Origin of the sequence: Methylobrevis pamukkalensis (assembly GCF_001720135.1) — a bacterium.
GTDB classification, from domain to species: Bacteria; Pseudomonadota; Alphaproteobacteria; order Rhizobiales; family Pleomorphomonadaceae; genus Methylobrevis; species Methylobrevis pamukkalensis.
This window is the reverse complement of record NZ_MCRJ01000077.1, coordinates 1-21425: the sequence shown is the minus strand read 5'-3', so window position 1 is coordinate 21425 and position 21425 is coordinate 1. Positions and strand designations below refer to the sequence as shown.

17 protein-coding genes and 4 pseudogenes are annotated in these 21425 nt (G+C 67.3%); 11 read left to right on the top strand and 10 right to left on the bottom strand.

The window, feature by feature from the left end:
- Positions 1-564, bottom strand: a 564-nt coding sequence (locus A6302_RS13270; protein WP_210183331.1) for a metallophosphoesterase, incomplete at its 3' end; no start/stop codon positions are given.
- Positions 565-860: 296 nt separating this feature from the next.
- Here A6302_RS13270 and A6302_RS13265 point away from each other — a divergent pair.
- Complete coding sequence (locus A6302_RS13265) at positions 861-1460, top strand: L,D-transpeptidase (RefSeq protein ID WP_069307429.1); 600 nt, start codon at positions 861-863, stop codon at positions 1458-1460.
- A gap of 372 nt (positions 1461-1832) precedes the next feature.
- Here the strand turns inward: A6302_RS13265 and A6302_RS13260 are convergent, their stop codons facing one another.
- Complete coding sequence (locus A6302_RS13260; protein ID WP_069307428.1) at positions 1833-2984, bottom strand: pyridoxal phosphate-dependent aminotransferase; 1152 nt, start codon at positions 2982-2984, stop codon at positions 1833-1835.
- A gap of 514 nt (positions 2985-3498) precedes the next feature.
- Here A6302_RS13260 and A6302_RS13255 point away from each other — a divergent pair.
- The 5 genes and pseudogenes from A6302_RS13255 to aat all read left to right on the top strand — a co-directional run bounded on the left by A6302_RS13255 (position 3499) and on the right by aat (position 8269).
- The gene (locus tag A6302_RS13255; RefSeq protein ID WP_245294061.1) at positions 3499-4584 is read left to right on the top strand and encodes a M48 family metalloprotease; all 1086 of its coding nucleotides are present in this window, start codon (positions 3499-3501) and stop codon (positions 4582-4584) included.
- A 20-nt stretch (positions 4585-4604) separates the two neighbouring features.
- A pseudogene (locus A6302_RS13250) lies at positions 4605-5272 on the top strand (DsbA family protein); the annotation flags it as partial.
- Between the two features lie 321 nt (positions 5273-5593).
- Positions 5594-6061 (top strand): acetyl-CoA carboxylase biotin carboxyl carrier protein, encoded by a 468-nt coding sequence (accB, locus tag A6302_RS13245; protein WP_069307427.1) that lies wholly within the window; start codon positions 5594-5596, stop codon positions 6059-6061.
- Positions 6062-6086: 25 nt separating this feature from the next.
- Entirely contained in the window at positions 6087-7439 is a 1353-nt protein-coding gene (gene accC, locus A6302_RS13240; RefSeq protein ID WP_069307426.1) for an acetyl-CoA carboxylase biotin carboxylase subunit, read from the top strand.
- Between the two features lie 122 nt (positions 7440-7561).
- Positions 7562-8269 carry a leucyl/phenylalanyl-tRNA--protein transferase gene (gene aat / locus A6302_RS13235; RefSeq protein WP_083255756.1) on the top strand — a complete coding sequence of 236 codons (708 nt, stop codon included), beginning with the start codon at positions 7562-7564 and terminating at the stop codon, positions 8267-8269.
- A 27-nt stretch (positions 8270-8296) separates the two neighbouring features.
- Here aat and A6302_RS13230 read toward each other — a convergent pair whose 3' ends face one another.
- The 4 genes from A6302_RS13230 to A6302_RS13215 form a co-directional block, all read right to left on the bottom strand.
- Entirely contained in the window at positions 8297-9007 is a 711-nt protein-coding gene (locus A6302_RS13230) for a glutathione S-transferase N-terminal domain-containing protein (RefSeq protein ID WP_069307424.1), read from the bottom strand.
- Between the two features lie 158 nt (positions 9008-9165).
- A complete protein-coding gene (locus A6302_RS13225) occupies positions 9166-9459 on the bottom strand; it encodes an acylphosphatase (protein WP_245294058.1) in 294 nt (97 codons plus the stop codon).
- Between the two features lie 133 nt (positions 9460-9592).
- Positions 9593-11608: an acetyl-CoA carboxylase biotin carboxylase subunit gene (locus A6302_RS13220; protein ID WP_069307423.1), complete on the bottom strand. Its 2016-nt coding sequence runs from the start codon at positions 11606-11608 to the stop codon at positions 9593-9595.
- A gap of 210 nt (positions 11609-11818) precedes the next feature.
- Complete coding sequence (locus A6302_RS13215; RefSeq protein WP_069307422.1) at positions 11819-12826, bottom strand: hypothetical protein; 1008 nt, start codon at positions 12824-12826, stop codon at positions 11819-11821.
- Positions 12827-13404: 578 nt separating this feature from the next.
- Between A6302_RS13215 and A6302_RS21385 the strand changes: the two genes are divergently transcribed.
- From A6302_RS21385 to clpA, 3 genes and pseudogenes are all read left to right on the top strand, one after another.
- Positions 13405-14187 carry a cytochrome c gene (locus A6302_RS21385; RefSeq protein WP_169833581.1) on the top strand — a complete coding sequence of 261 codons (783 nt, stop codon included), beginning with the start codon at positions 13405-13407 and terminating at the stop codon, positions 14185-14187.
- A gap of 216 nt (positions 14188-14403) precedes the next feature.
- Positions 14404-14733: an ATP-dependent Clp protease adapter ClpS gene (clpS, locus tag A6302_RS13205; protein ID WP_069307420.1), complete on the top strand. Its 330-nt coding sequence runs from the start codon at positions 14404-14406 to the stop codon at positions 14731-14733.
- Between the two features lie 9 nt (positions 14734-14742).
- A pseudogene (gene clpA / locus A6302_RS13200) lies at positions 14743-17168 on the top strand (ATP-dependent Clp protease ATP-binding subunit ClpA).
- 81 nt (positions 17169-17249) lie between these two features.
- On the opposite strand, the gene A6302_RS25380 reads toward clpA, so the two are convergent.
- Complete coding sequence (locus A6302_RS25380; RefSeq protein WP_280939184.1) at positions 17250-18011, bottom strand: aminotransferase-like domain-containing protein; 762 nt, start codon at positions 18009-18011, stop codon at positions 17250-17252.
- On the bottom strand, positions 17912-18664 hold the full coding sequence (locus A6302_RS25375) for an aminotransferase class I/II-fold pyridoxal phosphate-dependent enzyme (protein ID WP_280939182.1): 753 nt from the start codon (positions 18662-18664) through the stop codon (positions 17912-17914). Before A6302_RS25375 ends, A6302_RS25380 begins: the two co-directional genes overlap by 100 nt.
- Positions 18665-18771: 107 nt before the next feature.
- Between A6302_RS25375 and A6302_RS13190 the strand changes: the two genes are divergently transcribed.
- Both A6302_RS13190 and A6302_RS13185 read left to right on the top strand, forming a co-directional pair.
- Positions 18772-19497, top strand: a complete 726-nt coding sequence (locus A6302_RS13190) for a pyridoxamine 5'-phosphate oxidase family protein (protein ID WP_069307419.1) — start codon at positions 18772-18774, stop codon at positions 19495-19497.
- 11 nt (positions 19498-19508) lie between these two features.
- On the top strand, positions 19509-19862 hold the full coding sequence (locus A6302_RS13185) for a cupin domain-containing protein (protein WP_083255753.1): 354 nt from the start codon (positions 19509-19511) through the stop codon (positions 19860-19862).
- Between the two features lie 70 nt (positions 19863-19932).
- Here the strand turns inward: A6302_RS13185 and A6302_RS13180 are convergent.
- Both A6302_RS13180 and A6302_RS23015 read right to left on the bottom strand, forming a co-directional pair.
- Positions 19933-21035: pseudogene (locus tag A6302_RS13180) on the bottom strand (alkene reductase).
- Between the two features lie 149 nt (positions 21036-21184).
- Positions 21185-21425: pseudogene (locus tag A6302_RS23015) on the bottom strand (protease); the annotation flags it as partial.

Here is a 21425-nt window from a genome sequence, read left to right as displayed (position 1 = left end):
ATCGTCCGGATTGCCTTGTGGAAGCAGCGAACCGGGATGCGGGGCATGGTGGGTCACCACCACCACAGGGCTGCCGTCATCCAGAGGCGCTTCGTCGATGAACCGCCGCGTTTTCTCGTGCAGATGAAGCGCGTCCGCCGGCAGAAACCGGCTCCACGGCTGTTTGCGATTTGATATGCGGCGGTGGTCATTCATCAGGTTGCGCGCGTGATCCATTGCCGTCCGCGTCCACTCACGACCGCGTAGCGCATAGTCGGTCCAGAGCGTGCCGCCGATGAACCGGATGCCGTCAATCCGCACAATGTCGTCATTGAGGAATGTCACTCCGGGAAGCGAAGCCAGCGCTTCGGCTGTCTCTCGTATGTAACCACCATAAAATTCGTGATTGCCGGCCACGTAGATGGTCGGCAAGCGCGCTGCGATGCGCTCGACAAAGCGCGGATCGACAATGTCACCTGCCAAGACGGCGATGTCCGCGCCGGCAGGCGGTTCAAGACGACCGAGGTGGCTGCCGCGGTTGTAGTCGAGATGGAGATCGGAGAGCACCCACAGCTTGCCGCTCATGTCATGCCTGGCTCCCGTCGTCACACCTCGATTGTCCCGATGACGTCACCAGCATGGTGCGCATCAGGGCAATTGTCCGTTGCCGTTCGGCCACACCGGCGCGACCTCGCCACATCCGTGACCAAAACATGGCCACAGACCCTTGATCGATCCCACTCAGCCCGGCATCGTCATTTCGCTTCCGGCATAAAGGCTTTTGCGTATCCCCTCTCCGTCCTCCCCGGAAAGCGGACGTTAAACAAATGCGTTTAGCTGGAATATTCGTCGCTCTCCCAGGGCCGAGACACATCTGCACCATGCGCAAGATTCTCACACTCGCCGCCGGCCTGCTGCTCGCCGGCAGTTTCGCTCCCGCCGCCCATGCCGCCACCGAGAAGGTCCGGGTCTACGATCCCGCCCAGGGCGGCTTCGTCTACATCACCCGTACGGTCCGCGAATCCCGGTCGATGGAATCGCCGATCAAGAAGGAACTCATCGCCTACAACGGGCCCTACCGGGAGGGCACGATCATCGTGAACACCGCCGAGCGCCGGCTCTACTTCGTGATCGGCGACGGCAAGGCGATGAAATACGGCATCGGCGTCGGCCGCCCCGGCTTCACCTGGTCGGGCACCCATCACGTGACGCGCAAGGCCGAGTGGCCCGGCTGGACCCCGCCGCCGCGCATGCGCCAGCGCCAGCCGGACCTGCCCCATCACATGCCCGGCGGCCCGGACAATCCGCTCGGCGCCCGCGCCATGTACATCGGCTCGACCATCTACCGCATCCACGGCACCGCTGAGCCGTGGACGATCGGCCAGGCCGTCTCCTCGGGCTGCATCCGCATGGCCAACAACGACGTCGTCGACCTCTACGAGCGCGTCACTGTCGGTGCCCGGGTGGTGGTGCAGCACTGAGCGGCTGCACGCGATGAAAGACACGAGGGCCGGCCATGCGCCGGCCCTTTTTGTTTACGGGAAATTTTGAAGCGGACGAAATGACCCGATAGGCCGGCCTGAGGCTTCTCTGACGTCTCGAAGGCGACCTAAAGGTCGAGCACAGCCCCTCTTTTCGTCTTTGCCGGGCTTGACCCGGCAACCCAATGGCCTCTCCGCTTGGGACGATCGATCCGGCTGTCCTCACAAGATTTTCCGCCCTCTGAAGCGCTGGATGCCGCGAAGCTAGTGGGTCGCCGGGTCAAGCCCGGCGAAGACGATGGAGGGGCCGAGTGCTGATCGACACCTTTGCCCTCGGCACCGCCGGCGCGGTGACAGTGTAAGGCTCCGCCCCTACTTCATCCACGCCGCGATCCGGTCCATCGCCTCGGCCATGTCCTCGCCCTTGCCGGCGAAGGAAAAGCGCAGGTAGCCGGCGCCGCGGGTGGTGTCGAAGTCGAGGCCCGGGGTGGCGGCGACGCCCGCCTCGTGCAGCATCCGCCGGGCAAATTCAATGCTGTCGTTGGTGAAGCGGCGGACGTTGGCGTAGACGTAGAAGGCGCCGTCGACGGGCAGGAGATCGTCGATGCCGGCGGCCGGGAGCCGGCGCAGCAGCAGGTCGCGGTTGGCGGCATAGCCGGCCTTCACCTCCTCCAGCTCCTCCGTGGCCTCGAAGGCGGCGATCGCCGCGTGCTGCGACAGCGCGTTGACCGAGATCGACAGGTTCTGGGCGAGGCATTCCACCGCCCGCACGATCGACGGCGGCACCACCATCCAGCCGATCCGCCAGCCGGTCATGCAGTAGTATTTCGAGAAGCTGTTGATCACGATCACGTCGTCGGAACAGGCGAGCGCGCTCGTCGTCGGGAAGCCGTAGACGAGACCGTGGTAGATCTCGTCCATGATCAGGCGGATGCCGTGACCACCGCAGGCGCCGACCAGCGCCTTCAGATCGTCCGGCGCCACCATGGTGCCGTTGGGGTTGTTCGGGCTGGCAACGATCAGGCCCTTCAGCGGCGTCACCGCCTGCACCTCGGCCAGCATCAAAGGCGTCACCGTCCAGCGCGTCTCGGCCGTGGTCGGGATCTCGACCACCTCGAGCCCGAGCGCCTTCAGGATGTTGCGATAGGCCGGATAGCCGGGCGTCGGGACGCCGACCCGGTCGCCGACGTCGAACAGCGCGAGGAAGGCGAGGTTGAAGCCGGCCGAGGAGCCGGTGGTCACCACCACCCGCTCCGGCGCGATGTCGAGGCCGTGCGCCGCGCCGTAATGGGCCGCGATCCGCGCCCGCAGCGCCGGCATGCCGAGGGCTTCGGTGTAGCCGATCCGGCCGCGGGCCAGCACCGCCTCGGCCGCCTCGCGCACCGCGCGCGGCGTCGGCGCGCCGGGCTCGCCCACCTCCATGTGGATGATGCGCCGCCCTTCCCGCTCCAGCGCGAAGGCCGCCGACATCACGTCCATCGCCCGGAAAGGCTCGACCGCGCTTCTTTTCGACAGAAAGGTCATGTCTCCGCCACCATCCTGCGTCTTCGTCCGATCGAAGGTCCATAGCAAGTTTGTACGGCCGTGACAGGCAGAATTGCGCATCCGCGCCGCACGGAACCTCGCGGCCAACGGATGGGAGAAGTTGTGAACGCGTCCCTGGGACCGGACGGTTGAGGCGACCGGCGCGAACGACTACCAATGACGCAGGCTGCGCCGATCTCGACGGCGCGCCGACAGGACGGGAAGAGAGCGATGACCAGAACCAGCCTCCTCACGCGGCGCCTGATCGCCGTCGTCGCCGCCGTGGCGATCGCCCTGCCCGTGGCAACCCCGGCCCTTGCCGCCAAGAAGGCCGGCCGTTCCGTGCCGATCGTGCGCGATGCCGAGGCCGAGGAGCTGATCTCGGATTACGTGCGGCCGATCCTCAAGGCCGCCGGCCTTGGCGCCGCCCGCATCGACATCCGCATCGTCAACGACGCCCGCTTCACGCCTTCGTCGCCGACAGCCGGCACATCTACATCACGCCGGCACCATCATGCAGACCGACACGCCGAACGAGCTGATCGGCGTGCTGGCCCACGAGACCGCCCACATGGCGGCCGGCCATCTCGCGCAGCTGCGCGAGGCGCTGCGCAACGCACAGATCCTGTCCGTGCTCGCGGTGCTCGGCGGCGCTGCGGCCGCGGTCGCAGGCGGCGGCGGTGACGCCGCGGCCGCCACCGCGCTCGGCGGCGGCCAGATCGCCCGGCGCAGCCTGCTCTCCTACCAGCGCGGTCAGGAACGCTCCGCCGACCGGGCCGCCGTGACCTATCTGGAGAAGACCGGCCAGTCGTCCGAGGGCATGCTCAAGGTGTTCAGCCGCCTTGCCGACCAGCAGCTGTTCGCCTCGCGCTACGGCGATCCCTATGTGCAGAGCCATCCGATGGCCGCCGACCGCATCAGCCAGATCGAGGAACTCGCCCGCAAGAGCAAGTACCGCGACCGCAAGGACCCGGCCGCACTGCAGCTGCGCCACGACATGATGCGCGCGAAATTCATCGGCTTCATCGAATCGCCGCAGAAGGTCTCCCGCCTCTATCCGGCGGGATCCGATGCGCTGCCGGCCCGCTATGCGCAGGCCGTGCTCGCCTACCGCGTCGGCAGCCCGGCCGGGGCGCTGAAACAGGTCGATGCGCTGATCGCCAGCGATCCGTCCAACCCCTGGCTGCTCGAGCTCAAGGGCCAGATCCTCACCGAGACCGGCAAGCCGGGCGCCGCCATCGCCCCGCTGCGCCGCGCGGTCAGCCTCGCGCCGAATGCCGGCTATCTGCAGGTGATGCTCGGCCACGCCCAGGTCGCCAGCGGGGATGACGGCGAACTCAAGGACGCGATCCGCAACCTGACCAAGGGGCTTGCGGACGATCCCGGCACCTCGCTCGGCTACCGCCAGCTCGCCATCGCCTATGCCCGCTCCGGTGACATCCCGCTCGCCGACCTTGCAACCGCGCAGGGGCATTTCGCGGCCGGCGACACGAAGGCGGCCCGGCAGTACGCCGCCCGCGCGCAGGCGAAACTCAAGCGCGGAACGCCGGCCTGGCTGCGCGCCGACGACATCATCAGCTACAAGCCGCCCCGGCTCTGACCCGTCAGGAACCTCCACCGATGCCCACCCCGTTCCGCCTGAAAGCCCTCGCCGCGCTCGCATTGCTGCCGGCGGCCGTGCTGCCGGCCACCGCGCAGACCGCGGCACCGCAGGACAAGGCCGTCATCGAGCAGATCGTGCGCGACTATCTGCTCGCCCATCCGGAAGTGATCCAGGAGGCGCTCGGCGAACTGGAACGCCGTCAGCAGGCGGCCGAAACGGAGAAACGGGCGGAGATCGTCGCGTCGGTCAGGGACGAGCTGTTCCAGTCGAAGCGCCAGGTCGTGCTCGGCAATCCCGATGCGCCGATCACGCTGGTCGAGTTCTTCGACTACAACTGCGGCTACTGCAAACGCTCGCTCGCCGACAAGCAGGCGATTCTCGACGAGGACAAGGACGTGCGGATCGTCCTGAAGGAATTCCCGATCCTCGGCAACGGCTCCGTGGAGGCCGCGCGCGTCGCCGTCGCGGTCAACCTGATCGCGCCGGAAAAATACGGCGCCTTCCATGACGCCCTGCTCGGCGGCCGCGGCGAGGCCAACACCGCCCGCGCGCTCGACGTCGCCGAGGAGGTCGGTCTCGACCGTGCCGCGTCGAGGCGCGGACCAGGGATCCTGAGGTGGCGGCCACCATCGAGGAGTCCTACGGGATCGCCGCCAAGCTCGGCCTGTCCGGGACGCCGACCTACGTGATCGGCGACGAGGTCGTGTTCGGCGCGGTCGGTCTGGATGAGCTGCGCGCGCGGATCGCGGACATGCGAAGCTGCGGCAAGGCCACCTGCTGAGTGCGACGTTCCGTGTCTTTTGCCTTTTTTTCTCCCGATAAACGCCTATAAGGGTGGCGGCGCGGCGTTGGGCCGTGCCGCGTGCGCGATTCATGCCTCCGCAAGGACCATGACGATCGCGCGTCGCGCCGACCGACATTCCGGGACGGCGGCCCCGGCGCACAGCGCCGGCCGTCGCGCTCGCAGGAGCCGGGGGATCCCGCTCCACCGAACACGAACGAGATCATGGCCAAGACAACCATCGACCAGACCATCATCCGGCAGCTCGCCGAGATCCTCAAGGACACCGACCTTTCCGAAATCGAGGTCGAGCAGGAGGGCCTGCGCATCCGGGTCGCGCGGACGCTGGTTGCCACCGCCCATGTCGGTCCCGCGATGATGGCGCCGTCCTACGCGCCGCCGCAGGCCGCAGCCCCGGTTGCCGATGCGGCGCCGCTGGTGGTCGATCCCGCCAAGAGCGTCGGCGTCGTGCCCTCGCCCATGGTCGGTACCTGCTATCTTGCCGCCGAGCCGGGCGCCCGCGCCTTCGTCTCGGTCGGCGACACCGTCCGGGTCGGCCAGACGCTGCTGATCATCGAGGCGATGAAGCACATGAACCAGATCTCCGCGCCCCGCGCCGGCAAGATCACGGCGATCCTCGTCGAAGACGGCCAGCCGGTCGAATACGGCGAGCCCCTCGTCGTCATCGAGTGACGGTTTCCCGAGCAACAGGACGGACATGTTCAACAAGATCCTGATCGCGAACCGGGGCGAGATCGCCCTCCGCGTGCTGCGGGCCTGCAAGGAACTCGGCATCGAGACGGTCGCCGTGCATTCCACGGCCGACGCCGACGCCATGCATGTTCGCCTTGCCACCGAATCGGTCTGCATCGGCCCGCCGGCGGCCCGTGACAGCTACCTGAAGATCCCCGAGATCCTCGCCGCCTGCGAGATCACCGGCGCCGATGCGGTGCATCCCGGCTACGGCTTCCTGTCCGAGAATGCGCGCTTTGCGGAAATCCTCAACGCGCACAACATCGCCTTCATCGGCCCGTCGGCGGAGCATATCCGGGTGATGGGCGACAAGATCGAGGCGAAGAACACGGCGCGGCGCCTCGGCATCCCGGTGGTGCCCGGCTCCGACGGCGCCGTCACCAACGACGAGGACGCCCACCGCATCGCGGCCGACATCGGCTATCCGGTGCTGGTCAAGGCGGCAGCCGGCGGCGGCGGACGCGGCATGCGGGTCGCCCGGTCGGAAGAGGAAATGTCGGGCGCGCTCTCGGCGGCGCGCAACGAGGCCAAGAATGCCTTCGGCGACGATTCCGTCTACATCGAGAAGTATCTCGGCAAGCCGCGCCACATCGAGATCCAGATCCTCGGCGACGGCAAGGGCAACGCGATCCACATCGGCGAGCGCGACTGTTCCCTGCAGCGGCGCCACCAGAAGGTCTGGGAAGAGGCCAATTCGCCGGCTCTCAACCAGGAACAGCGCGACCGGATCGGCAAGGTCTGCGCCGATGCCATGGCGGCGATGAAATACTCCGGCGTCGGCACGATCGAATTCCTCTACGAGGACGGCAATTTCTACTTCATCGAGATGAACACCCGCCTGCAGGTGGAACATCCGGTGACGGAAATGATCACCGGCATCGATCTCGTCAACGAGCAGATCAAGGTGGCCTCGGGTGCCGAACTGACGATCCGCCAGAGCGACGTGACCTTCAACGGCCACGCGATCGAGTGCCGGATCAACGCCGAGAACCCGCAGACCTTCGCGCCCTCGCCGGGCCGGATCACCTACTATCATCCGCCGGGCGGCCTCGGCGTGCGCGTCGATTCGGGCGTCTATCAGGGCTATTCGATCCCCCCGCATTACGACAGCCTGATTGGCAAGCTGATCGTCCATGGGCGGACCCGCGTCGAATGCCTGATGCGGCTGCGGCGCTGCCTCGACGAATTCGTCGTCGACGGCATCCAGACGACGATCCCGCTGTTCCGCGCCCTCGTGGACAACCAGGACATTGCCAACGGCGTCTACGACATCCACTGGCTCGAGAAGTTCCTCGCCTCCGGGCAGGAGATCGGCTGATCCGGCCGCGGCCGACGGCCTCGCACCTGATCAGGGCCACGATGAGCCTCAGGTCCCTTGCATCGCAGGGGACAAGTTGCCACTTGCCCGTTATGATGGAGTGGCTGGGCTCGCATCATCGCATGCGGCTGTCCGGTGGATGCAGGGAGCGTGCTTCAGTGTCGAGCCGGGAACATCGCCCGTTCGAGATCACCGCGGATGTGCTGCTCAAGGCCTACGCCTGCGGCATCTTCCCGATGGCGGAGAGCGCTGACGATCCGGGACTGTTCTGGATCGAGCCCGACGAGCGCGGCGTGCTGCCGCTCGAACGCTTCCATCTGCCCAAGCGTCTGGCCCGCTCCGTGCGCGCCGACATCTTCGAGATCCGCATCGACACCGACTTCGACGGCGTCATCGACGGCTGCGCCGCACCCGCACCCGGTCGCCAGAAGACCTGGATCAACGGCCGCATCCGCAGCCTGTATGCCGATCTGTTCCGCCGCGGTCATGCTCACACGGTCGAGGCCTGGCACGAGGGGCGGCTCGTCGGCGGGCTCTACGGCGTGTCGCTCGGCGGCGCCTTCTTCGGCGAGAGCATGTTCTCGCTGGAAACCGACGCCTCCAAGATCGCCCTTGTCCATCTCGTCGCCCGGCTGCGCGCCGGCGGCTATGCCCTGCTCGACACCCAGTTCGTGACCGATCACCTGGCCCGCTTCGGCGCGCGCGAGATCGGCCGTACCGTCTATCGCCAGCTGCTCGAACAGGCCCTGCCCAAGCATGGCGACTTCTTCGCCCTGCCCGCGCGCCTCGACGGCCACAGCGCCCTCGACTGGATCCCGCCATCGACGTGAGACGGCGGGATCCCGGTCAGGACGGGCTCAGCGCGAACGCTGGTTGAACAGCACCTTCTGCGCTTCCTTGTCGTCCGCCAGATTCATCGCCTCATCCGCCGGTGCCTCGATCGCCATGCCCTTCGCGACCGCGGGGCGGGCCAGCATCCGGTCGTACCAGGCCCTGATGTTGGGGAACTCGGCGAGATCAATGCCCTGGCGCGCATGGGGCTTCACCCAGCCGACGATCGCCATGTCGGCGACCGAATAGAAGCCGGCCACGAACTCGCGGCCTTCGAGCTGCTTGTCGAGCACGCCGTAGAGCCGATGCGTCTCGTCCTGATAGCGCTTGATCGCGTAGGGGATCTTCTCGGGCGCATACTGCGAGAAATGATGGTTCTGGCCGAGCATCGGGCCGAAACCGCCCATCTGCCACATCAGCCACTTCTCCACCTCGACCCGCTCGCGCTCGGTCGTACCGACGAACTGGCCGAACTTGCGGCCGAGGTAGAGCATGATCGCCCCGGACTCGAAGATGGCGATCGGCGCGCCGTCCGGGCCCTCCGGATCGACGATCGCGGGCATCTTGTTGTTGGGCGAGATCGCGAGAAACTCGGGCTTGAACTGGTCGCCCTTGCCGATGCGCACGAAATGCACGTCGTAGGGAAGGCCGAGCTCTTCGAGAAGAATGGAGATCTTCCAGCCGTTCGGGGTCGGCCAGTAATAGAGATCGATCGGTTTCGTCTGCGTGGCGGCCATGGGGCGGCTCCCGGATCGGATGTCGTATTGCGGGGTGGTCGCGCCGGCTGCCGGCAGCAAGGTGCGGCCCGCCGGAGCGCAATGGGGGCAGAGGACGGCGAGCGCGCCTCCTCCTTCACACATAAACCGCCTGCCGCCTCGTGCAAGACACGACTGCGTCAAACCGTCGGGCGGATGGCGAAGGGGCCGTTGACGGGTTCGGCCTCGGGGTCGGTTTCGACGGCGGCCACGCGGGCATGGATCGGCCCGCGCCGACAGTCCTCGATCATCACGAACACATCCGCCTCCGCGCCGCAGAACAGCGCCTCGACATCCCCGCCCGCGCGGTTGCGTACCCAGCCCGACAGACCGAGCTGCCGGGCCCGCTGCCCGCACCACTCCCGATATCCGACCCCCTGAACGTGGCCGCGGATCGTGACATGCAGTGCTTTCATGATCCCCTCGATGCGCAAGGCTGGCGATCCGTGACGCGGATGGCAGAGCAGCGCCCCTTCCGGCAGAAGCCTGCCACAGGGACGGCACCTGGATGCGACGATACTCCCCGCCGGCGCCTGCCGCCCTTGCGTCCGATCAGCGCGGCCAGCCTCAGGCGAATTCGAGGATCACGGCGTCGACCGCGAGGCTGTCGCCCGGCTTGGCGTTGATCTTCGCCACCTTGCCGTCGCGCTCGGCGCGCAGCACGTTTTCCATCTTCATCGCCTCGACCACGGCCAGGACCTCCCCGGCCTTGACCTCCTGGTCCTCGGCGACGGCAATGGAGACCACCAGCCCGGGCATCGGGCACAGCAGGAAGCGCGACAGGTCCGGCGGCACCTTCACCGGCATCAGCGCGTCGAGCCGGGCGATCTCCGGCGTCATCACCCGGGCAAACAGGGTGACGCCCGCGTGCGAGAGCAGCACGCCGGAGGTGGCGGTGCGGACCTGCACGACCACCTCGTCCCGGCCGATCCGGCCGCGCCACAGCGGATCGCCCGGGCGCCAGTCGGAGGTGACGGTCACCGGCGAGGCGCCCTCCCCGACCGCGACGTCGATCTCGATCGGCACGGCGGCAAAGCCTTCCGGCACGCGCACCGGCACCATCTCGCGGTCGAGCCGGACGACCCAGTTCTCCCGCCATTTGCCCGACGACGGCCGCAGCCGGCCGTCGAGATTGTCGAGACGCTCGCGGCGCACGAGGTCCATGGCGATCGCCGCCGACGCCAGCACGCGCTTGGTGTCCTCGTCCGGGGAAAGGCCGGTGAAGCCGTCGGGAAATTCCTCGGCGATGAAGCCGGTGGACAGCCGGCCCTCGCGCCAGCGCGGATGCTGCATCAGCGCGGTGAGGAAGGGAATGTTCGGCTGGATGCCGTCGATGAGGAAGGCGTCGAGCGCTTTCGCCTGCGCGTCGATCGCCTCGATCCGGGTCGGCGCGTGGGTCACGAGCTTGGCGATCATCGGGTCGTAGAACATCGAGATCTCGGCGCCCTCGACGACGCCGGTGTCGTTGCGCACCGTCACCCCGTCCTCCTCCCCCTCGGCCGGCGGCACATAGCGCACGAGGCGGCCGGTGGAGGGGAGGAAGTTGCGGTAGGGATCCTCGGCATAGACGCGGCTTTCCACCGCCCAACCGGTGAGCGTCACGTCGGCCTGGGTGATCGACAGCTTCTCGCCGGCGGCCACCCGGATCATCTGCTCGACGAGGTCGATGCCGGTGACGAGTTCGGTGACCGGATGCTCCACCTGCAGCCGGGTGTTCATTTCCAGGAAGAAGAACGAGCGATCCTGGCCGGCGACGAATTCCACCGTGCCGGCGCTGTCATAGCCGACGGCCTTGGCAAGCGCGACCGATTGCTCGCCCATCGCCTTGCGGGTCGCCTCGTCCAGCAGCGGCGACGGGGCTTCCTCGATGACCTTCTGGTTGCGGCGCTGGATCGAGCATTCGCGCTCGCCGAGATAGATGACGTTGCCGTGCTTGTCGCCGAGCAGCTGGATCTCGATGTGGCGCGGATTGACGATGAACTTCTCGATGAACATGCGGTCGTCGCCGAAGGACGAGGCCGCCTCGGACTTGGCGCGGGCAAAGCCCTCGGCCACCTCCTGCGCGTTCCAGGCGATGCGCATGCCCTTGCCGCCGCCGCCGGCCGAGGCCTTCATCATCACCGGATAGCCGATCCCGTCGGAGATCCGCACCGCCTCGTCGATGCTTTCGATCACGTCGAGATTGCCGGGAACCGTCGAGACCTTCGCGGCGGCCGCGAATTTCTTCGATTCGATCTTGTCGCCCATGGCGTCGATCGCGCCGGGGTTGGGGCCGATGAACACGATGCCCTCGGCCTCCAGCGCCCGCGGAAAGGCCGCGCGCTCGGACAGGAAACCGTAGCCGGGATGCACCGCCTCCGCGCCGGTCTGCTTGCAGGCGGCCACGATGCGGTCGATCAGCAGGTAGGACTGGGCGGCCGGCGGCGGGCCGATATGCACGGCCTCGTCCGCCTGCGCCACATGCAGCGCGTCGCGATCGGCGTCGGAAAAGACGGCGACGGTGCGGATGCCCATCCGCCGCGCGGTGCGGATGACGCGGCAGGCGATCTCGCCCCGGTTCGCGATGAGGATCTTGGAGAACATGCGCTCGCCCCAGCTTGTTGGTCCGGCCGTCCCGTGCGGTCCGTTCCCTCGGGTTTTACTGGACGATGCGCGGACGCAGCAACAGAACGAAAGGTCGAAGGCCGGCACATAAGGACGCAGCCGGCTCTCCTCCAGGCAAAAAGGCCGGACGCGGGGGGGCATCCGGCCTGCTCGTTGACGTGAAGTCCGGCGCCCTGAGCCGGGAGGAGATCAGGCCGCGGTGTCGATCAGCGTGCGCAGCGAGGGATGGATGTCGGGGCTTTCCTCGCGCAGGAAGTCGAGCAGCGCCTTCTCGTTGGCATGGAGCGTCCCGTCGCGGCCGATCCGGTCGGCCAGCCACTTCACCTCGTCGGCGGTGACGGTCTCGGCCACCGTCGTCTCCGCCTCGAAGCGGGCGTTGCGTTCGGCGGCCACCGTCTCGTTGCCGGCGCCGTAGGACTGCCAGACGCCGCGCAGGCCGCCGGTCAGCAGCGACTGCATCATGCCGGAGAACATGCCGCCGACGCCGGGGGTCTCCTCGTCCACCCAAGCCGCGCGGCGCAACGCCTCCTCGCGGGTCGGCGACGGATAGCCGCGCGCCGCCATCAGGAAATTGGCGATCGCCTTCACGAACAGGTCCGACCAGGCCGGATGGTTGGCGGCCTCGCGCGTGCGGTCGTTGAGGTCGAACAGCACCTCGGCCTCCTCCCGGGAGATGCCGAGCGCGGCATTGCCAGCATAGGCGTAGAGGATGCGGCGCAGCATCTCGACCTCGGGCAGGCCGATCACGCCGGGGGTGAGGCAGCGACCGTCCGCCAGCGGACCGCTGCCCTCGACCACGGCGATCGCCACCTGGCGCAGCGCGAAGGCCGACAGCGACGGCGGCGCGGAGGCGGCCCGGTCGAGCAGGTGCACGAGCAATTCGAGCTGGGTGTCGGTGTTGACGACGCCGTCGGCGGAGATCCGCGCGATCAGCCATTCGGCGTTGTGGGCGTCGATATGACCTTCCGGATGGGTCTGCCAGACGAGGCGATCGGTCATCGCCTCGATGAACAGCGTCGCAAAGCCGGGCACCTTGTCGCGGATCTGCTCGTCGAGGAGGAACAGCCACTCGGCATCCTCCGGATGGACGACGCCATCGGTGTAGATCGCGCGCCTCAGTTCGAGAACGTCATGGTCGCGGATGGCGCCGCGCCCGACCATGGCGGCCAGCGCAGGAGGCATCGTCGTCTTCGGCATCTTGTGGTCTCCTCTCGGATCATCTGACCGGAGACTAGACGACAAAAAGAAGATTTCGCTTAAGGGACGCGGTTAAGCCTTCGTTACGACCGTGCAGGCGCAGGGAAGATGATGATGTTGCTGTTCCGCGCCATGGATCTGGCCTCCGGACAAAAAGCCGGCCGCAGCAGGGAGAATACCGCGGCCGCAGTCAGGAGGATAACAAAGCAGATCCGCGGTCTCCCGATGCGGATTACATGCATCATACACGACAGCACTGCGGGGGTCACTACGCCGGAAGAGACGCTGCCGCCGCAAGCCTCGGATATGCACATCCTAGGTGAAGATGCCGGCAAAGCCCCGCGAAAAAACGTCGCTCCCGTCCTGCATTGCTGCGGCCCCGTCTCTCTGCCGTTGCGACACCGCGGGTTTCAGGCACCCGCGCCGGAAGTCACGGCATCGTGAAGCCGCGCCCTCTCCGCTTTCTTGCATGGTTCCAGTCTGGCTGAGACCATCCCCCTGCCCCCGCTCCAGGGGACCCCTGCCGGACCGAACGGATGCCGCGCGTCAGCGTCCGGATCCCACAAGGAAGCTTCCCCATGAAACACACCGTGCTCGCCGCCCTCTGTGCCGGCCTTCTCGCCACCGTCGCTGCCTCCGCGCAGGGCAATCCGGTCGAAGAGCGCGAGAAGCTCATGAAGGCCATCTCCACCGAGATGAAGGCCGCCGGCGGCATGGTTCAGGGCAAGACTGCCTACGATCCGGCCGCTGCCGCCGCGGCGGCCACCTCGGTGTCCGGGAAGGCGGCGATGATCCCCGATCTCTTCGCGCCCGGCACCGAGGGCGGCGACGCGCTGCCGGCGGTGTGGGAAAAGAAGGCCGAATTCGACGCGATCGCGAAGAAGCTCGCCGATGCCGCAGGCGCCGCCGCGACCGCGGCGCCGCAGGGGCTGGACGCCTTCAAGGCGCCTTCGGCCCCATGGCCCAGACCTGCAAGAGCTGCCACGAAACCTATCGCAAGAAGGACGACTGATCCGCCCGGACCTGGCTTTGCTGCTGGCTGGACAAGGCCGGAACTGCACGCCCGGACACGCGCAGCGCGGCCTGAAAAGACGCGTGTTCCGGCCTCGCAATTTGCCCCGGCGTCGTTCGTCGTCCCAACAAGGCGCTTCACAAATCGATCATTACGTGATCGACTCGGGGGGTTGAGACACGTCCGGGGCGATCGTTCCGGGGCCGTGTCGGGATCGGTTGGCTGCGGCCGCCTCGAGGCGCTGCCGGGTGCGTTCGGAGCCTCGGCTGGCGGCGGAACGGGCGGGTTGGCGAAGGCTGAAGCGGCCTGCGGCAGGCCGAAGCGCAACGTCGTCTCGGACTGTGATTGAGCCGTCTGTTTTTCCGTTTCGAAGCACCTATATGAGGTGCATCGTCAGGGACGAAGTCCGACGGACGGCCGATTTCTTGCATGGGACGACGCGAAGGCATCTCGCCCCGCGGCGTTCAGGTCCCCCGGGGAACTGCAGCGGGTGTCCGAAGGGAAGCGGGTGTGTCGAGAGGTCCGGCGCATGCGGCGACCGGATCGGGGTGAGCGACGAGCGGACATGAGCAACGACATCCGTCGAACTGGCCAGGGCGACAATGACGGCGACGTCGCCACGAAGACCCGGTCGAAGACCAAGCGACCGAGCATGTATCGTGTGTTGCTTCTCAATGACGACTACACGCCCATGGAATTCGTCATCCATATCCTCGAGCGTTTCTTCAACAAGGGACGCGAAGACGCGACGCGCATCATGCTGCACGTCCACCATCACGGGGTCGGCGAATGCGGAGTCTTCACCTATGAGGTCGCCGAAACGAAGGTGACCCAGGTGATGGATTTCGCCCGCCGCCACCAGCATCCGCTCCAGTGTGTCATGGAAAAGAAGTGAGGTTCGAAAGTGCCCTCTTTCTCCCGTAGCCTCGAAAAGGCTCTTCATCAGGCGCTCGCCCTCGCGAACGAACGCCGTCAGGAATACGCCACGCTGGAGCATCTTCTGCTGGCACTCGTCGACGACCAGGACGCCGCCGCCGTCATGCGGGCCTGCAACGTCGATCTCGACATCCTCAAGCGCAATCTCGTCGAATACATCGACACCGAGCTGGAGAACCTCGTCACCGAGGCCGGCGAGGAATCCAAGCCCACGGCCGGGTTCCAGCGCGTCATCCAGCGCGCGGTGATCCACGTCCAGTCGTCCGGTCGCGACGAGGTGACCGGCGCCAACGTGCTCGTGGCGATCTTCGCCGAGCGCGAGAGCCATGCCGCCTATTTCCTGCAGGAGCAGGACATGACCCGTTACGACGCGGTCAACTACATCTCCCATGGCATCGCCAAGCGGGCCGGCATGTCCGACGCCCGCCCTGTGCGCGGCGCCGAGGACGAGGCTGCCGCCGCCGAAGGTAACGAGGGCGCCAAGAAGAAGACCGACGCGCTCGAGGCCTATTGCGTCAACCTCAACGACAAGGCCGCCAAGGGCAAGATCGACCCGCTGATCGGCCGCGAGACCGAGATCAGCCGCACGATCCAGGTGCTGTGCCGCCGCTCCAAGAACAACCCGCTCTACGTGGGTGATCCGGGCGTCGGCAAGACGGCGATCGCCGAGGGCCTCGCCAAGCGGATCATCGAAGGCGACGTGCCGGAAGTGCTGCTCGACTTCACCATCTTCTCGCTCGACATGGGCGCGCTGCTGGCGGGCACCCGCTACCGCGGCGACTTCGAGGAGCGGCTCAAGCAGGTCGTCAAGGAGATCGAGAACTATCCCGGCGGCGTGCTGTTCATCGACGAGATCCACACGGTGATCGCGCCGGCGCCACCTCGGGCGGCGCGATGGATGCGTCCAACCTCTTGAAGCCGGCGCTCGCCTCCGGCTCGATCCGCTGCATCGGCTCGACCACCTACAAGGAATACCGCCAGTTCTTCGAGAAGGACCGGGCGCTCGTCCGCCGCTTCCAGAAGATCGACGTCAACGAGCCGACGGTTCCGGACGCGATCGAGATCCTCAAGGGCCTCAAGCCCTATTTCGAGGACTATCACCGCGTGAAGTACACCAATGACGCCATCAAGGCGGCGGTGGAGCTTTCGGCGCGCTACATCAACGACCGCAAGTTGCCGGACAAGGCGATCGATGTGATCGACGAGACCGGCGCCTCGCAGATGCTGCTGCCGGAAAGCCGTCGCCGCAAGACGATCGGCGTGCGCGAGATCGAGAACACGATCGCCACCATGGCGCGGATTCCCCCGAAGTCCGTCTCCAAGGACGACGCCGAGGTGCTCGAGAACATCGAGACCAACCTGCGGCGGGTCGTCTACGGGCAGGATGCGGCGATCAGCGCCCTGTCGTCGGCGATCAAGCTGTCGCGGGCCGGCCTGCGCGAGCCGGAAAAGCCGATCGGCAACTACCTGTTCTCCGGCCCGACCGGCGTCGGCAAGACCGAGGTTGCCCGCCAGCTTGCCTCGCTGCTCGGCGTGCAGCTCATCCGCTTCGACATGTCGGAATACATGGAGCGGCACACGGTCAGCCGGCTGATCGGCGCGCCTCCGGGCTATGTCGGCTTCGACCAGGGCGGCCTGCTGACCGATGGCGTCGACCAGCATCCGCACTGCGTGCTGCTGCTGGACGAGATCGAGAAGGCCCATCCGGACCTGTTCAACATCCTGCTGCAGGTGATGGACCACGGCAAGCTGACCGACCACAACGGCAAGCAGGTCGACTTCCGCAACGTCATCCTGATCATGACGACGAATGCGGGCGCGCAGGACATGGCCAAGGCACCGATCGGCTTCAACCGCGTCCGCCGCGAAGGCGACGACGAGGAGGCGATCAACCGCCTGTTCACGCCGGAATTCCGCAACCGTCTCGACGCCATCATCCCCTTCGGCGCCCTGCCGTCGGAAGTGGTGCGTTCGGTGGTGACCAAGTTCGTCATGCAGCTGGAAGCCCAGCTGATCGACCGCAACGTCACCTTCGAACTCGACGAGGAGGCCGTGAACTGGCTGGCGGAGAAGGGCTACGACCAGCGCATGGGCGCCCGCCCGCTCGGCCGCGTCATCCAGGAGCACATCAAGAAGCCGCTGGCCGATGCCGTGCTGTTCGGCGCGCTCAAGAAGGGCGGCACCGTGAAGGTGTCGGTCGAGACCAAGGACGACGGCAAGCCGGGCCTCAAGCTCGACGTGATCGCCTACACGCCGCCGAAGAAGGCCGAACCGTCCGAGGACGACGCCAAGCCGCGCAAGCGCAGCCGCAAGTCCCCGCCCGACGAGGGCGGCCCCCCGCCCTCGCCCAAGCGCCGTGGATCCGTGCCGAAGGTGCCGCTCAAGATCTTCTGAGCGTGGATTGATTGAGATGACGCAAGCGTCGCGCCCCGCAGGGTTCCTCCTGCGGGGCGTCTTGCTGTGTGGCTCCGGCAGTCAGCCGAGCAGATCTTGCAGCCGGCGACCGGCCTCCCGCAGCCGGTCCGGCTCGAAACCCGAAAATCCGAGGACCAGCCCCGCCTGCGGCGAGGCCGAGAGATAGAGGCTCGACAGCGGCCGCGCGTCGACGCCGGCCGCCACGGCTCTAGCGCAGAGCGCCACATCGGCAGCCTCGCCGCCGTCGGTGATCGCGGCCAGCGCGGTCGGCAGGCGGGCAACCAGATGCAGCCCCTGCTCCGGCACCTCGACGCTGAAGCCCTTGTCCCCGCCGCCGCTCAGTCCCTCGATCAGCCCATCGCGCGCCGCCTGCGCCCGGCGCCGGATCCGCCGCAGATGCGCGGCGAAGTGGCCTCCGTCGAGCAGGTCGGCCAGCGCGCCGGCGCCCAGTGTCGACGGCTGGCGGTCCATGCGGCGGCGCAGGGCGATGACGTCGTCCAGCAGCGCCTCGGGCACGACCATGTAGCCGACGCGCAGGCCCGGAAACAGCACCTTGGAGAAGGTGCCGAGGTAGACCACCCTCCCCGCATCGTCGATGCCCTGCATCGCCGTCAGTGGCGGACCGGCAAAGCGCATCTCGCTGTCGTAGTCGTCTTCGAAGATCCACGCCCCGTGTCGGCGCGCCCAGTCGATCAGCGCCAGCCGCCGCCGCATCGACATCGTCACCCCGAGCGGAAACTGGTGCGACGGCGTGCAGTAGACCGCCGCCGCCTGCGCGTCCGCCGCCTCGCCAGCCGCAACGTCCAGGCCCTCCCGGTCCACGGCCACCGGCACGGGCCGGGCGCCGACGCGATCAGGGTCTCGAGCGAGGCGCGATAGCAGGGATCCTCGATCCACACCGCCTGTCCGGGCCGGACGGCGGCGCGCAGGCCCAGTTCGAAACCCTGACGGGTACCCGTGGTGATGACCACCTGCCCCGAATGGCAGCGCACGCCGCGTGCGATCTTCAGGTAGGCGGCAATCGCCCGGCGCAGATCGGTGCTGCCGCGCGGATCGCCATAGGCATAGTGACCAGGTCCGGGTCGTTCCAGGCGACGCACGAGCGCCTTGCGGAAGACGGTCTCCGTGCGCGGGTCGGCAGTGGCAACGCCGAGCGTGCACAACATCGGAGCCGCCTCGAAAATCTCATCGGCATCGCCGTCGCCGGCCTTGCGTGCCGGCTTCTCGGCCGCCACCCGCGGCACGGCTTCGGCCACGAAGGTGCCGGCGCCCACCCGCGCTTCGGCAAAGCCCTCCGCGGCCAGAAGTTCGTAAGCCTCCACCGCCGCTGACCGCGACAGCATCAGCCGCTGCGACAGGTCGCGGGTGGTCGGCAGCTTCGTGCCCGGCGTGACGCGGCCGGTCTCGATCAACCGCCGAAGGCAGAGGTAGAGCTCGCGCGACCGTCGGCCGGGCCCCGGAAGAACGGGGATCAACGCCGACCAGTCCGCCTGATTGGTTCTCTTCGAATGCACGGTATTGGATCTTATTAAAACCAATTCGATCAGGCATTCCTGCGTGATCTTCTCGGAGAACGCAAGGCATGACCGTCACCGACCACGACCCGACCTCCTTCCCCGTCAGCGGGCGCAACCGCCTGCGTCGCCTGCACACGCGCGGCAGCTTTGACCGCGCTGCGGTGTACGCGGTGCTGGATGCCGCGATGCTGTGTCATGTGGCCTATGCCATCGACGGCCAGCCCTATTGCACGCCGACCCTCCACTGGCGGGAGGGCGACCGGCTCTACTGGCACGGCTCGTCCGCAAGCCGGATGCTGCGCCACCTTGCGGGCGGCACGCCGGCCTGTCTCACCGTCAGCCATCTCGATGGACTGGTGCTTGCCCGCTCCGGCTTCAATCATTCGGCCAACTACCGTTCGGCGATGTGCTTCGGTACCGCGCGCATTCTGGACGATCCGGACGAAAAGGCCGCCGCCCTGCGTGCTGTCGTCGACCGCCTCTATCCGGATCGCACCGCGTCGCTGCGCACGGTCACGGCGCAGGAGATCAAGGCCACCATGGTGATCGGGATGGACATCGAGGAGGCGTCCGCCAAGGTGCGCGCCGCCGGCGTGGGCGACGACGAGGAGGACTATGCCCATCCGGTGTGGGCAGGCGTCATTCCGGTGAAGACCGTGCTTGGCGCCGCCGAACCCTGCGTGCGGCTCGATGCCGGCATCGGCTTTCCGCCGGATCTGGCGTCCTTTGCGCCCGGCCGGCGGCTCGACGAGGCACTGCTGGAAACGCAGCGCCTCTATGAAGACAGCTAGGATGCGGTGACATGAGCACCCCGCACGACATGCCGGCCCGCACGCCGCTGGCCGAAGCCTTCGCTCTCCTGTCGCCCGACCGGCCGTTTGCCACGCTGTTCGAGGATGGCGAGGCGATCTCGGTGGAGCTCTATGCGCCGGTCGGGACCGATCGCCAGACGCCCCATGACCGCGATGAACTCTACATCGTCGCGTCCGGCGATGGCCTGTTCTCGCGGGCGGGCGACACCGTGCCCTTCAGTGCGGGCGACCTGCTGTTCGTTCCGGCCCACCAGACCCATCGCTTCGAACGGTTTTCGGACGACTTCAAGGTCTGGGTGATCTTCTACGGGCCGATACGCGCCCTGGTGCGGCCCTCACCCTGAAACGCAAGACGGCCCCGGCACGCATGCCGGGACCGCCTGTCATCTCGTGAGAAGGCCGACGAATGCGTGCTTACTCGGCCGCTTCGGCCAGGGCCGGATAGTCGGTGTAACCTTCCGCGCCGCCGCCGTAGAAGGTGTCGCGGTTCGGCTCGTTGAGCGGGGCATTGAGCCGGAAGCGGGTCACGAGGTCCGGGTTGGCGATGAACAGCCGGCCGAAGGCGACCGCATCGGCCGTACCCTCGGTTACCGCAGCGGCAGCCGTGTCGCGGTCGTAGCCGTTGTTGGCGATGTAGACCCCGCCGAACGCCGCCTTCAGCGCCTTCCAGTCGAAGGGCGCGATGTCGCGCGGGCCGCCGGTGGCGCCTTCCACTACATGCAGGAAGGCGATGCCGCGTTCGCCGAGCTTGGAGGCCACATAGCCGTAGAGCGCCTGCGGATCGCTGTCGGGGCCGGTATCGTTGGCCGGCGTCACCGGCGAGAGGCGGACGCGACGCGGCCCTTGCCGAGCACCTCGATCACGGTGTCGACCACCTCCAGCAGCAGCCGGGCGCGGTTCTCGATCGAGCCGCCGTAGCTGTCCGTCCGCTTGTTGGTGGAATCGCGCAGGAACTGCTCGAGCAGGTAGCCGTTGGCGGCATGGATCTCCACCGCGTCGAAGCCGGCGGCCTTGGCGTTTTCCGCCGCGAGGCGGTAGTCGGCAAGGATGCCGGGGATCTCGTCGGTCTCCAGCGCGCGCGGCTCGGACAGGTCGGCAAAGCCGCCTTCGATGAAGGTCTTGCCGTTGCCACGGATCGCCGAGGGCGCGACCGGCGCGGCGCCGTTCTCCTGCAGCGACACGTGCGACACGCGGCCGACGTGCCAAATCTGGATGGCGATCAAGCCGCCGTCGGCATGCACCGCGTCGGTGACCTTGCGCCAGCCCTCGACCTGCGCGGGCGAATAGATGCCCGAAGTCTGAATGTAGCCCTGTCCCTGCCGGGAAATCTGCGAGCCCTCGGTGACGATCAGTCCGGCGCCGGCCCGCTGCCTGTAATAGAGCACGCTGAGATCATTCGGGGCGTCGGTGCCCTTGGTCGCACGGTTGCGCGTCAGCGGCGCCATCACGACGCGGTTGGCGAGCGTGAGGTCACCGACCTTCAGGGGTTGGAACAGCGAAGTGGCGGAAGACGTCATCGAAAGGTCCCTTTGGCAGAAAAAGAATGGATGGCCCGCCACTCATCTGGGACCCTGATCAAACCTTTCCAAGACTGGAAGGAGGGATTCCTCGTCAAATGCCCGTGAACCGACGCGCGTTCGTGACAACGCGCCGGGACCGGCAGACATCACAGAATGAAACTGTCCACCGTCAGATGGACGATGCCGTCGATCTGGAAGGCGAAGTCGGCGACGCGGTCGCCGTCCACGTCGGCAAAGACATGGGTGTCGCCGCCCTTGTGCGCGTAGCGCAGTTCGCCGGCGGTGCCGTTGGCGCCGCGTCCGCTGAACCCGCCCTCGCCGATGAAGGCGAAGTCGTCGTCCCCGCCGGTCCCGGACAGGGCGTCGAGAGCCGAGAGATCGATCGTA